This is a genomic window from Candidatus Saccharibacteria bacterium oral taxon 488 (assembly GCA_013100825.1).
Classification (GTDB): Bacteria; Patescibacteriota; Saccharimonadia; order Saccharimonadales; family Saccharimonadaceae; genus Nanosynbacter.
The window spans coordinates 808782-820780 of record CP040001.1 but is presented as its reverse complement, the minus strand read 5'-3'; the positions used below and the strand labels follow the sequence as shown (position 1 = coordinate 820780).

General features: G+C 50.2%; 12 protein-coding genes and 1 tRNA gene. 10 read left to right on the top strand and 3 right to left on the bottom strand.

Translation table 11 applies throughout. The features are described from left to right. Positions 1 to 15: 15 nt before the first annotated feature. Together FBF26_04470 and galE are read left to right on the top strand one after the other, a co-directional pair. Complete coding sequence (locus FBF26_04470; protein QJU10484.1) at positions 16 to 732, top strand: hypothetical protein; 717 nt, start codon at positions 16 to 18, stop codon at positions 730 to 732. 89 nt (positions 733 to 821) lie between these two features. Beyond that, entirely contained in the window at positions 822 to 1835 is a 1014-nt protein-coding gene (gene galE, locus FBF26_04465; protein QJU10483.1) for a UDP-glucose 4-epimerase GalE, read from the top strand. A gap of 67 nt (positions 1836 to 1902) precedes the next feature. On the opposite strand, the gene FBF26_04460 is transcribed toward galE, so the two are convergent. Next, positions 1903 to 3477: an LTA synthase family protein gene (locus tag FBF26_04460; GenBank protein QJU10482.1), complete on the bottom strand. Its 1575-nt coding sequence runs from the start codon at positions 3475 to 3477 to the stop codon at positions 1903 to 1905. A gap of 30 nt (positions 3478 to 3507) precedes the next feature. On the opposite strand from FBF26_04460, the gene FBF26_04455 reads away from it, so the two are divergent. From FBF26_04455 to FBF26_04430, 6 genes are read left to right on the top strand one after another with little or no spacing between them, the layout of a single operon-like run. Continuing rightward, positions 3508 to 4332 carry a basic amino acid ABC transporter substrate-binding protein gene (locus FBF26_04455; protein QJU10481.1) on the top strand — a complete coding sequence of 275 codons (825 nt, stop codon included), beginning with the start codon at positions 3508 to 3510 and terminating at the stop codon, positions 4330 to 4332. Continuing rightward, a complete protein-coding gene (locus FBF26_04450) occupies positions 4326 to 4991 on the top strand; it encodes an amino acid ABC transporter permease (GenBank protein QJU10480.1) in 666 nt (221 codons plus the stop codon). Before FBF26_04455 ends, FBF26_04450 begins: the two co-directional genes overlap by 7 nt. A gap of 40 nt (positions 4992 to 5031) precedes the next feature. Continuing rightward, positions 5032 to 5757: an amino acid ABC transporter ATP-binding protein gene (locus FBF26_04445; protein ID QJU10573.1), complete on the top strand. Its 726-nt coding sequence runs from the start codon at positions 5032 to 5034 to the stop codon at positions 5755 to 5757. An 11-nt stretch (positions 5758 to 5768) separates the two neighbouring features. Then, complete coding sequence (locus tag FBF26_04440) at positions 5769 to 6167, top strand: hypothetical protein (protein ID QJU10479.1); 399 nt, start codon at positions 5769 to 5771, stop codon at positions 6165 to 6167. Next, a complete protein-coding gene (locus FBF26_04435; protein ID QJU10478.1) occupies positions 6139 to 6381 on the top strand; it encodes a hypothetical protein in 243 nt (80 codons plus the stop codon). Before FBF26_04440 ends, FBF26_04435 begins: the two co-directional genes overlap by 29 nt. Positions 6382 to 6429: 48 nt before the next feature. Further along, positions 6430 to 7350, top strand: coding sequence for a hypothetical protein (locus tag FBF26_04430; GenBank protein QJU10477.1), 921 nt, complete (start codon positions 6430 to 6432; stop codon positions 7348 to 7350). Positions 7351 to 7408: 58 nt separating this feature from the next. Here the strand turns inward: FBF26_04430 and FBF26_04425 are convergent, their stop codons facing one another. Together FBF26_04425 and FBF26_04420 are read right to left on the bottom strand one after the other, a co-directional pair. Continuing rightward, the gene (locus FBF26_04425) at positions 7409 to 7876 is read right to left on the bottom strand and encodes an NUDIX domain-containing protein (protein ID QJU10476.1); all 468 of its coding nucleotides are present in this window, start codon (positions 7874 to 7876) and stop codon (positions 7409 to 7411) included. 68 nt (positions 7877 to 7944) lie between these two features. Further along, positions 7945 to 8021, bottom strand: a tRNA-Pro gene (locus FBF26_04420). Between the two features lie 67 nt (positions 8022 to 8088). On the opposite strand from FBF26_04420, the gene FBF26_04415 reads away from it, so the two are divergent. Together FBF26_04415 and FBF26_04410 are read left to right on the top strand one after the other, a co-directional pair. Beyond that, positions 8089 to 9903 carry an ABC transporter ATP-binding protein gene (locus FBF26_04415; GenBank protein ID QJU10475.1) on the top strand — a complete coding sequence of 605 codons (1815 nt, stop codon included), beginning with the start codon at positions 8089 to 8091 and terminating at the stop codon, positions 9901 to 9903. Positions 9904 to 10082: 179 nt separating this feature from the next. After that, on the top strand, positions 10083 to 11900 hold the full coding sequence (locus FBF26_04410; protein QJU10572.1) for an ABC transporter ATP-binding protein: 1818 nt from the start codon (positions 10083 to 10085) through the stop codon (positions 11898 to 11900). Positions 11901 to 11999: the final 99 nt, after the last annotated feature.

Sequence of the window (11999 nt, the reverse complement as noted above, 5' to 3'; positions counted from 1 at the left end):
GTCATTATTAACCATATGAAATCATTACGATTTTTTACAGTAATGTGGCTGGCTTTTTTATGCGGAATAGTCTGGCAAATATTGCAGTTTATGCCACAGGAATGGAGTTTCGCTAAACAGCTGACAGATCCGTTGACAACAGTATTTATTCTGATTGGCGCTTGGCGCTACAATCGGCTACACGGTGCTGAAGCGAAAACATTGCTGGCAGCGTTAGTTCTATTTGTGATTGCCGGAGCAATTTTTGCGTTTTTGCCGTTTAGTTATTTTATCGCCGGCTTGGCGGTGTTTTTGCTGGCGCATGTGGTGCTTTGCGCCATCAATTTTAATCGGCTGCGTGCAGCTTGGCGGTCAGGCTGCCGACCGCGTCTGTTCATGGTTATTTTAGCAGCAATCTGTTATATAGGATTAGTAGGATTTGTATTGCAAACAGTATTACCGCAAGTTCGCGATGCCGTGCTCGCCAATGCGATCGCCGCGTATACCGCAGTAATTACCGTGATGGCGATTAGCGCGGCGGCAGCTGCAGCGGCACGCTATCAATCGCGCTGGTGGTGGGCGGCAATCGGCGGCGGCATGATGGCGATATCTGATGCTTGTCTGGCGCTGCGCATGTTTGGCGGCGTATCTGAAGCATGGGTTGGTTATGTCATCATGCCGTTATATTGGGGCGGCATCATATGCTATGTTGCTTCTGCTGCGCCGGCACGCCAAGAAAATAAAGCTAGCTGATCTTATTGAGGGTTTATTCACAAGCCAGTTTTATGGAAATAGCAGTGATATAATGGTGTTATTAGGAATCATAGCGAAAGGGGTACTTCATGAACATTCTCGTTACTGGCGGTGCTGGGTATATCGGCAGCCACACCATCATTGAACTGCTGGCGTCGGGTCACGGCGTGGTGGTGGTTGATAATTTGTCAAATTCATCCGCCGAGAGTTTGCACCGAGTTGAGGAAATTACCGGCCAAGCGGTGCCGTTTCGTGAGTTTGATCTACGTGATCGAGTGCAGCTGGCGGAGTTATTTAGATCTGAGGCAATTGATGCAGCGATTCATTTTGCGGGCCTGAAGGCCGTCGGAGAGTCGGTGGAAAAGGCGCTGCTCTATTATCAGAACAATCTGGAAAGCACATTGACGCTGCTGGATGTCATGCAGGAATTTGATGTAAAGAAGCTGGTCTTTTCCAGCTCAGCAACGGTGTACGGCGACCCGGCGCGGCTGCCGATTACCGAGGATATGCCGCTGTCGGCGACTAATCCGTACGGTCAAACCAAATTGATGATTGAGCAAATATTACGCGATGTGGCGGCGACCAAGCAGGGCTGGCAGTTTACCTCGCTGCGCTATTTCAATCCCGTTGGCGCTCATTCGAGCGGCCGCATCGGCGAGGATCCGTCGGGCATTCCAAACAATTTGCTGCCGTTCGTATCGCAAGTGGCAGTCGGCAAGCGCGATCACCTGAGCGTGTTTGGCAATGATTATGACACGCCGGATGGCACGGGCGTGCGCGATTATATTCACGTGGTTGATTTGGCGCGGGCGCATGTGGCGGCATTGGAACATTTGGGCGAGCCGGATGAGTATAAGGTGTATAACATCGGTACTGGTCGCGGTACGTCGGTGTTGGAATTAGTAAAAGCATTTGAAAAAGCGTCGGGCCGGGACGTTCCGTATCAAATCACGCCGCGCCGGCCGGGCGACATTGCCGCGTGTTACGCTGATCCGGGATTGGCAGAGGCAGAACTGGGTTGGCGAGCGGAATTGACAATTGAGGACGCCTGCCGCGACGCCTGGAATTGGCAGAGCAATAATCCGAATGGCTACGGCGCATAAGGTGCGTCGTACATAGCTCAATCCGGCGGGGTGACTCGTCGGATTTTTATGGGCAAGACGTGCTTATTTATGAATTGCTCAAGATCCGCCGTTCGTAGTAGGTTGAGCGTTTGCTGAGCTCAGTGTTAAGCTGATCGATACCACCAAATTGTTCAACCAATGTCTGGCGATTTGAGAACAAATTAGTACCCAGCCCCATACGGTCACCATCTACCGTCACGCCCAGTGCCGCCAGGGTCGATGGATACATGTCAAAGGTGGCAAATTGGCGGTTAGTGGCGCGAGTTGGCTGGATGGCGGGGTTGATAAAGGCGTTGTAAATGGTTCGTTGGTAAGGGGTACCCGCAATTTTCTCTTCATAATATGGTGTCTGCATGCCGAGGTGGTCGCCACTGATGATGATAGTGGTGTTGGCGTAAAATGGCTGTTGCTTGACCCACTCGACGAAGGACGCGATTTGTTTAGAGGCGCAGGCATGAACATTGTCGTATTTCGCTTCAAATTGCTCCTTGCAAACATCTTTATCCATCCAGCCATCGGTGAAGTGAGTATCAACAGTCAGCATCTGCAGGTTGAATGGCTTGTCGGATTTACTGAGGCGGGTGGCTTCATCGCGGGCAAATTGGAAAAGCTTTTTGTCTTCATAGCCCCACCATACTTTATAGTCCTGAGGAATCAAACCGTGCTTTTGGGCGTAGGTAAAGTCGATGATATTATAATTGCCGTGTTGCTCCAGTAGCTTATCGCGCCCACCAAAGGTTTTGTCTGAACCCATGACGAATGATTGGTTATAGCCAGCCTTTTCGAGCACCTGCCCGAGGGTGTAAGCGCCCGGCAAGAATTGATTAAAATCACCCATGCCGTTGCGGTCGCGGTCACCGAACACCCCGCCGTCTTTGAGCGGCACGCCAGCGGATTGAGCGGTCATGCCGGCTACCGTCCAGGTGGTGCCGTGTGCAGGCAGGGCGCCGCCAAGACCTGAGGCTTGGTGTGAGAATGAGGTGTTGGTCAGGGCTAATTTCTCCAACTCCGGGATGACTGATTTGTCGCTCATGCCGCCGTTGGCTTTGGAGGCCGGTGTATTTTCCAGCGACTCGACGTAGATATAAATTAAATTGCGTTTGGTACTAGGAAATGTCAATTTGACGCCGCGCGGATCGACATAATGCTGATCATAGATCTTTGACGATTGAGCAAGAGCGATGACGTAGGCGGGGATGCTGAAACTTTGAACTAACAGCGCTAGGCTGATCATGAATAGGCCGCCCGCGTAATACGCTTGGTGGCGTAAGCGGAGCGGTTGTTTTTTCCAACGTAGTTTGAGGATGATTGGTAGTAGTAAAATGATGAGCAGCCCAATGACGTAGGGGATATTTTCCCAGATGGCCGAGGTGAAACTGCTAGACTGCCCACCCGCCAGGCCGTTCTTGAAATAAAATAAAATCTCGTCAATTTTGGCGTCACGAAATTGCACAATTTTATAACGGCTAGCGACAAAGAAAACAGCGCTACATAGTAATAGCAAGACGATAGCCACGCGAATGATAATGCGGTTGTTGGCGCCGCGGCCAGACGGAGAGGTGCTCATAATGATATTATACAACGTTTGTCTGGGTACGTGGGCTGTTTGGGGGCTTATCATTTCTTTTCAAAGCGCGTATACTAAATAAGCATGAACAGAACGAAAGCGCATCATCGGGGGTTTGGTGTTAGTTGGTGGATAGGCCTGGGGCTGTTTGTGGCGTTGATTGGCTTTATGGCGTTTGACATTTTGCAGCGCGAAGGCGGGTTTGGCAAGAGTGATGACGTATTGGTGATGGGTACCAATGCCGGGTTCAAGCCGTTTGAGTACAAGCAGGGTAATGAAGTTGTTGGTTTTGATGTTGATTTGGCGAAGGAAATTGCCCGCAGTATGAACAAGAAGCTAAAGATTGAAGACATGTCGTTTGACGGATTGCTGCCAGCGTTAGAGTCGGGGCAAATTGACATGGCGGTGGCTGGTATGTCGGTGACACCGGAGCGCGCCAAAAATGCGCTGTTTTCCGAGCCGTATTATTCCGCCTCGCAGCGGATCATTGTCAAAAAAGGTAGCCCCATTCGCAATAGGTATCAGCTGACGGGCAAGAAGATTGGTGTGCAGTTGGGTACGACGGGTGATACGCTGGCCAGGAAGATTGTCGGCGCTAAGGTGTCGCAATTTCCAACCGCACCAAGTGTATTGACGGAGTTAAATGCTGGTGGCGTCGAGGCGGTTATTTTGGATGATGCGCCGGCTGCTCAGTACACGGCGGGCTTTCCGAACTTAGAGATTTTGCCGGGTGAGTTATCAAGCGAGCACTATGCGATTGCCATCAAAAATAATAATCACGACTTGCTGGAAAAGATTAACCGAGTGTTGGCGGAGATGAAAAAGGACGGCCGATATGACAATCTCGTCCGCAAGCATTTTGGTGTCGCAGCGCTTGAATCGATGAAGAAAAAGGAGCTTGAATCGTGAATTTCCTGGAAGTAATTTTCGGCGATGGCCGGTGGCTGTATTTGTGGCACGGCCTAGAGGTGACCTTGGTGCTAACAGTTCTATCATTGCTCCTCGGTACAATCATTGGCCTCGTGGTAGCGCTGCTTCGTACCTCGACGATCAAACCGCTCAACTGGATTGGCAAGATTTATGTCGACATCATTCGGGGCACACCGCTGCTGGTCCAGCTGTTAATCATGTACTACGTCGTCTTTGGCTCATATCAATTCATGCCGAAGATTTTTGTGGCAGCGATTGCCTTTGGTATCAATAGCGGCGCATACATCGGTGAGATTATCCGTGGTGGCATCGAAAGCGTTGACAAGGGGCAAATGGAAGCGGCTCGTTCGCTCGGTTTTAGCCGGTGGCAGGCTATGCGTTTGGTGATTTTGCCACAAGCGCTTAAAAATTCTTTGCCAGCGCTGATCAGCGAATTTATCGCTCTGTTGAAAGAGACCTCAGTCGTCGGTTGGATTGGGCTGAATGACATCATGCGTGGCGCTGACAATATTCGGTTTCAAACGGCCACGGCATTTCAGTCATTGTTTGCTGCAGCGGTGATGTACTTGGCGTTGACCGCCATATTTACCCGTGTGATGACCCGAGTAGAGAGGAGACTAAAAGATGGCAGTGAATAAGGTGAAGGAAGTGGCGCAACCGAGCATTGAGCACCCAGCAATTATCACGGTGGCTAACCTCAAAAAACAGTTTGGTAGTAACCGCGTGCTCAGGGATATTGATGTTGAAATTTATGAAGGCGAAGTGGTGGTGGTCGTTGGCTCGAGTGGCTCAGGCAAATCAACCTTTTTGCGCTGCTTGAATTTACTGGAGACGCCGACCGGCGGGCGCATTGTCATCGACGGCGTGGAAACGACAGCGCCAAAAGTCGATCTGAACGCTTTGCGCCAAAAAGTTGGCATGGTGTTTCAATCGTTCAATCTGTTCCCAAACTTGAGTGTGCTGGATAACATCAAACTAGCGCTGCGGAAACTGCGCAAACTGTCTGATCGGGCGGCGACGCGCCTGGCAAAGAAATTGCTCGCGGACGTGGGGCTGGCGGACAAAGCCAACGCCTTTCCTTCGCAGCTCTCAGGCGGGCAAAAGCAGCGCGTGGCTATCGCGAGAGCCCTCGCTATGGAGCCGGACATCATGTTGTTTGACGAGCCAACCTCAGCGCTTGATCCAGAGATGATTGGCGAAGTGTTGGACGTGATTCGTGAGGTTGCCGCCAAAGGTATGACCATGGTCATCGTCACGCATGAAATGAAGTTTGCGCGCGAAGTGGCTACGCGGATGATTTTCCTGGACAAGGGCGAGATTATCGAAAATGGTCCGCCAGAGCAGGTGATGGATCATCCGGTGACTGAGCGGGCGCGGAAGTTTTTTGGCGTCAAAGGGAAGTGAGGGAGGTTCGGATGAAACATACCAAGCTAGCCAAACGCCAGAACAAACGGCTGTGTTTGGCCATCGGTTTTGTTGGTATCATTGCTATCGTCATATGCGGTTGGTATATGTGGTCGCACCCGCAGACACCTCCGTCACCGCAGTCCTCAGACGCTGCTCGCTTCAAGGCCGCTTACTCCCGGGTGGCTAATGACAATCGCTTCGTCTTTGCTTCGGCTGGCGAGGTTTTGGAGAAATTTGAATCAGGCAGTGGCTTGATTTTCCTTGGCTTTCAGCAGTGCCCGTGGTGTCAGCAGCTGGCGCCAATTGTCGACACCGCCGCCAAGGCTGAGGGCTTGGACAAGATTTACTATCTCGACATTCGCCATGCCCGCGAAACCAATGACGATACCTACAAAAAAATTAGTTGAAAAGTTGAAGCCACATCTTCGCACCGACGAGAGCGGCCAACCGCGAGTCTATGTTCCTGATGTGACGGCACTAAAAGACGGCCGTGTCGTCGGTCATTTCCTACAGGAAACCACGGTTGATGGCGAGAAGGCCACCGCTGATACCTATTGGACACGTGAGCGCCGCGCTCGGGCGGTCGAGCAGCTGAGGCAGATGATTCGGGCTATGCGGTAGTACGATATAGCTATTTTCAAAATAATAATTTTATGTTATAACACAAATATGGATACCGAGCGTGGAGCAGCATGTCGCCTTTTGGTTGAGACAACTAGAAGGCCGTCTTTGCCTGACATGTCAGAGCAAGTTGATCATATGTCCAGGGAGTTTTATCCAGAGCTTGATTTAGACAATAAACCATTGCTGTATGTTACACCGAACTTTCCCCCTGTCACTACAGCTGAGCCACACAGAGATTTATCACGTGAAGGCTCGTCTCGTAACGGAGCATTTACCGTAGATGTGAAAACAGTTAGTGGCTCCAAGGAAGAGTTTGCTATTAAGCGGCTTCCACTGACAACTGCTCTTGCCGAGGTCGCCATGACCCAGTATGTTAGTACGCAGGGACTGGCCCCCTTCTCAATTCAAGCACTTATGATAGCAGGGAAGCCCATTAGTTCCAAGTACCGTTCGGCATGGATCATGACTCGATTCGATGAAAAAGCGGTCAACTTTGAGGGTCTTGCATGGCGTGAAATGAGCTCAGAGAATATCAAACAGCATTTAATGGATGCTCTTCTGGCATTATCTGCGTTGCATAAAATACATATTGCTCACAAGGATGCTTTTATGCGTAATCTTGTCCGGCTGTCGGGTTCTGACGGTGATAATTCTGCGACTCGCTATATTGACTTTGAATATGCGAGAAGTTTTCGTGGTTATGTTGAGCAAGTTGATCACGGTGAGGATATTCCTCGCGCGCAAGGATATATCAATAGATCAGTTCAGGGTGACCTCCGGTCGTTACTTATTGACGCTATATCAGTTTTGGCGAATCAGCTCAACCAGTCTCCAGCCGATAGGTGGAAGCTATTAGAAAAATGTCTGGGCAGTTACCGAGAGGTGGTGTCTGCGAGTGAAAATTCACCCGCACTTAAGGGGGCGGCCGTTCATGCAATAACCACCCTACAGCGTGACTATATGTAGCAAATTATCCAAAAACTGACTATAGCAAAATCTTTGGTAAATAGTCTTGGTAGGATTGTTACAATTCGCTCATCATCTGAACATCAGTCGATTCATTAACCAGCCAGTTTAGGTCAACCTCTGTTAGGTAGCTCGGCAAAATCCGTGTGGTTTTCGAATCGACAAAGCCGCACTCTGCTACTTCCTCGACGCCGTGCGATGTTTGCTCCAGGTCAATGTGCTGGTAATCACGCCAGTTGGTGATGGAGAAGAAAAACTCGAGCTGCTCAGTAACGCCGTGTTTAGACGAGGGGTTGGTGTCGGTAAATTGTTGGATGAATAATAGCTTGCCAATGGTTGGCTTGACGCCAGTTTCCTCAATCATCTCTCGGCGTAAACCGTCCAGTAAACTTTCACCCAACTCCAAACCACCGCCCGGTGCACACCAAAACTCTCGCCCCGTGCCGTTATTTGCGGTTAATTTCTGGCAAAAAATTTTGCCCTGATCGTTGATAATAATTCCGCGTACGTTAACTCGTCGCTGCATAGAGCCTCCTTTACTTTTATAGTTGCCAGAGGTTCTCGTTAGTGAACATACGCGTTAGATAATTCCCGTGGTCGGGGTGACTGGATTTGAACCAGCGACCTCACCGTCCCGAACGGTGCGCGCTACCAAACTGCGCCACACCCCGACGCTAAAAATAGTATAAGCCGAGCGGGTGATTTTGTCCAATCACCGTCCGCCAGGGTGGGGTTGGGATGTCGCTTCATGCTATAATAGAGGTTGGCTTTAGGTGGCAAAGGAATAAAATGAAACATATTTTACGGATTTTTAGTGGCTACTGGCTGATGTTTATCATCTTGGTCGGTTTTACCTACGCTATGGTCATGGCGAATTTGTGGCTGCCCGACAAGATGTCGGAAATCGTCAATAACGGCATCATCAAGCAAGATATGCCAGCGATTTGGCGCAACGGACTAGCGATGATTTTGGTGACGGCGGCGGGCGGACTGTGCTCAATTATCATAGGATTTTTGGCCTCCCGGATTGCCACTGGTGTGGCGCAGAAACTACGAATGGAACTATTTGAGCGGGTCGAGAGTTTTGCGCTGGCGGATTTTAATAAATTTTCGACCGCCTCGCTAATTACCCGATCGACCAATGATATTCAGCAAATTCAAATGACGTCAATTCTGCTGCTGCGCATGGCTTTACTGGCGCCAATTATGGCGGTCGGCGGTCTGCAAAAAGCCGTTCATAACGCGCCAAATTTGAGCTGGATTATCGCGCTGGCGGTGTCGGTGCTGCTGGTGGTCATTGCTGTGTTGTTTGTCATTGCTGTGCCTCGGTTCAAGAAATTGCAAACGCTGGTGGACAAACTAAATCTGGTGACGCGCGAAAACCTGGTCGGCTTGAAAGTCATTCGGGCGTTTCATAATGAAAAAATTGAGCAGAAAAAATTCCAGCAAGCCAACACCGAGCTGAATAAAATGAATTTATTTGTCAATCGGCTGATGATGCTGCTTGACCCAATCATGACGCTGGTGATGAACTTTTCTAGCGTGGCGATTGTCTGGTTCGGCGCCCATTTGATCAGTAGCGGCAATCTACAAATTGGTAATATGATGGCGTTTTTGGAATACGCCATGCAGGTGATTATTTCTTTCTTGCTGCTGTCGATGGTGTTTATCATGGTGCCGCGGGCGGCCGTGTCGGTGAAGCGCGTCGGCGAGGTGTTGGACACGCTGCCGTCAATTGTTGATCCATCGTCGCCGCAGCAATTGCCGAGCGGCGCTACCGGCAAAATTGAATTCAAAGATGTCACTTTCAGCTATCCGGATGCTGATCTGCCAGTGCTCTCTAATATCAATTTTACAGCCGAACCAGGGCAAACCACAGCGTTCATTGGCAGCACTGGCTCCGGCAAATCAACGTTGATTAATTTGATTCCGCGCTTTTATGATGTGTCGGCGGGACAAATTTTGCTGGATGGCGTGGATATTCGCCAGCTCAAACTAGAGGAATTGTACGATCAAATCGGCTACGTACCGCAAAAAGGCGTGCTGTTTAGCGGGACGATTGCCAGTAATATCAAGTACGGTAACGCCAAAGCCAGCCAAAAATTGGTCGAAAAATCCGCTAAAATCGCCCAAGCCACCGAGTTCGTCAGCGAGCTAAAAAACGGTTACAAAAATGAAATCGCTCAAGGCGGTAGCAATGTTTCCGGCGGGCAGCGGCAGCGTTTGTCGATTGCCCGGGCGATTGCTGTCGAGCCGAACGTCTACATTTTTGACGATTCATTCTCGGCGCTGGATTTCAAAACTGACGCCAAATTGCGTTTGGCGCTTGCCAAAGAAACCAAGCATAAAACTGTGCTCATCGTCGGTCAGCGCATCAATACCATCATGAACGCTGACAAAATCATTGTGCTGGACGAGGGTAAAATTGTCGGTCAAGGCACGCACCAGGAATTGATGAAAAATTGCGAAGTCTATCAAGAAATTGCCGCCTCCCAGCTTTCAGAAGACGATTTGCAGAAAATGTCGGCGACGACCGCGAAAGGAGCGGCGTAATGGCTCAGCAAAGCATGAAAAAACGCCAGCCAGTGAAGATGGGCGGTCCAATGGGCGGCGGTATGGGCGCCGGCGAAAAAGCCAAAGATTTCAAAGGTACGGTCAAGAAGTTAGCCAAATATTTGGCAGAATTCCGCTGGCAAATGCTCATGGTGGCGATTTTTGCGGTCGGTAGCACGATGTTTGCGATTATCAGTCCGAAGATTTTGGGCGGCGCCACCAACCAAATTGTCGAAGATTATGTCAGTATGAAGGCTTACGAAACCATCACCAGTAAGCTGCCAAATGGTGCTTCGTTGCCGGCGGGCACGACTGGTGCCGATGTCTTGCAAAAATTGCCCAACAAAGCCGAAATTGAGCGCCAAATTCCGTCGAGCCAGCTCGATACGATCAAAAAACTTGACCTCAGCCAGCGTCCGGAATTTCATTTTGATGCCATTTGGCGGATTGTGCTATTACTGGCCGGTTTGTACGTGCTTAGCGCCATTTTCCGATACATCCAAACCTGGCTGATGACCCAAGTCACGCAAACGGTCACCTTCAGAATGCGCCGGCAATTGTCCGAGAAAATCAACCGCCTGCCGCTGAGTTATTTTGACAAGCAAACTTACGGCGAAGTGCTCAGCCGCGTCACCAACGATGTCGATACCATCAGCCAAACACTCAATCAGAGCCTATCGCAAATCGTCTCCTCGACGGTGATGGTGCTGGGGATTTTGGCGATGATGTTTTCCATCAGCTGGCAAATGTCGCTGGTGGCGCTGCTGGTGCTGCCGTTGGCTGGCGGCGTAATCACGTTGATCGCCAAAAGCTCGCAAAAGCAATTCCTTCGCCAACAGACGCAGTTGGGAGAATTGAACGGTCACATTGAAGAAATGTACGGCGGCCATCAGGTGATGCGCGTGTTTAATGGCCAGAAAAAGTCGCTGGCTAAGTTTTCACGGATTAACAACCAGTTGCAGGAAAGCGCCTGGAAAGCTCAATTTTTGTCGGGGCTGATTTATCCGATCATGAATTTCATCGGCAATATCGGTTACGTCATTATGGCGATTTTGGGCGGTTGGCTGGCGATTAACGGCCGGCTGAAAATTGGTGACATTCAGGCGTTCATCCAATACATCGATCAGTTCAATCAGCCGCTGGTGCAAGTTGCTAACATCGCCAATGTGCTGCAATCGACCGCCGCCGCTGCCGAGCGCGTGTTTGAATTTTTGGACGAGCCGGAGGAAAAGGCGGAGGGTAGGGATTTGGTGAAATTGGCGCACGTCAAGGGCGAAGTCGAATTTGACAACGTCGTCTTTGGCTACCAGCCCGACCAAACCATCATCAAAGGTTTGTCGGCGCACATCAAGCCAGGTCAGCGCGTGGCGATCGTCGGCCCGACGGGCGCGGGCAAAACCACCTTGGTCAATTTACTGATGCGATTTTACGAAATTAACAGCGGCGCGATCAAAATCGACGGCGTTAATATCGCTGACATGAAGCGCAGCGACGTGCGGCAAATGTTTGGCATTGTGCTGCAGGACACCTGGTTGTTTAACGGCACGATTCGCCAAAATTTGCTCTATGGCAATCCAACAGCCAGCGAAGAAGAGATGGTCGCCACCGCCAAGGAAGCGCACGTTGACCATTTCGTGCGGTCGCTGCCGGGCGGTTATGACATGATGCTGGGCGAGGAAGCCACGAACATTTCACAAGGCGAGAAGCAGCTGCTGACGATTGCCCGAGCGATGCTGGCGCGTACGCCGATGCTGATTTTGGACGAAGCCACTAGCTCGGTTGACACCCGCACTGAAGTGCTCATCCAAAAAGCCATGGACAAGTTGATGCAGGGTAAAACTAGCTTCGTCATCGCCCATCGTCTGAGTACTATTCGCGACGCCGACCTAATCTTGGTCGTCCGCGACGGCAACATCATCGAGCAAGGCAAGCATGACGAACTGCTGAAACAGAACGGCTTTTACGCTGAGCTTTATAATAGCCAGTTTGCTGAGTGAGTGTGCGCTGACAAAGTTAGCATTCGGTTGTACTAATCACTAAAATGATATAATAAGTCATATAATTGAATTAAATCTTTTATTTTAGATAAAAAGATT

What these genes read in the sequence shown, in the direction of transcription:
- FBF26_04470 (QJU10484.1), top strand. Translation starts at nt 16, where the DNA reads ATGAAATCATTACGATTTTTTACAGTAATGTGGCTGGCTTTTTTATGC.
- FBF26_04415 (QJU10475.1), top strand. Translation starts at nt 8,089, where the DNA reads ATGTCGCTTCATGCTATAATAGAGGTTGGCTTTAGGTGGCAAAGGAAT.
- FBF26_04430 (QJU10477.1), top strand. Translation starts at nt 6,430, where the DNA reads ATGGATACCGAGCGTGGAGCAGCATGTCGCCTTTTGGTTGAGACAACT.
- FBF26_04410 (QJU10572.1), top strand. Translation starts at nt 10,083, where the DNA reads ATGTTTGCGATTATCAGTCCGAAGATTTTGGGCGGCGCCACCAACCAA.
- FBF26_04455 (QJU10481.1), top strand. Translation starts at nt 3,508, where the DNA reads ATGAACAGAACGAAAGCGCATCATCGGGGGTTTGGTGTTAGTTGGTGG.
- galE (QJU10483.1), top strand. Translation starts at nt 822, where the DNA reads ATGAACATTCTCGTTACTGGCGGTGCTGGGTATATCGGCAGCCACACC.
- FBF26_04460 (QJU10482.1), bottom strand. Translation starts at nt 3,477, where the DNA reads ATGATAAGCCCCCAAACAGCCCACGTACCCAGACAAACGTTGTATAAT.
- FBF26_04425 (QJU10476.1), bottom strand. Translation starts at nt 7,876, where the DNA reads ATGCAGCGACGAGTTAACGTACGCGGAATTATTATCAACGATCAGGGC.
- FBF26_04435 (QJU10478.1), top strand. Translation starts at nt 6,139, where the DNA reads ATGACGATACCTACAAAAAAATTAGTTGAAAAGTTGAAGCCACATCTT.
- FBF26_04440 (QJU10479.1), top strand. Translation starts at nt 5,769, where the DNA reads ATGAAACATACCAAGCTAGCCAAACGCCAGAACAAACGGCTGTGTTTG.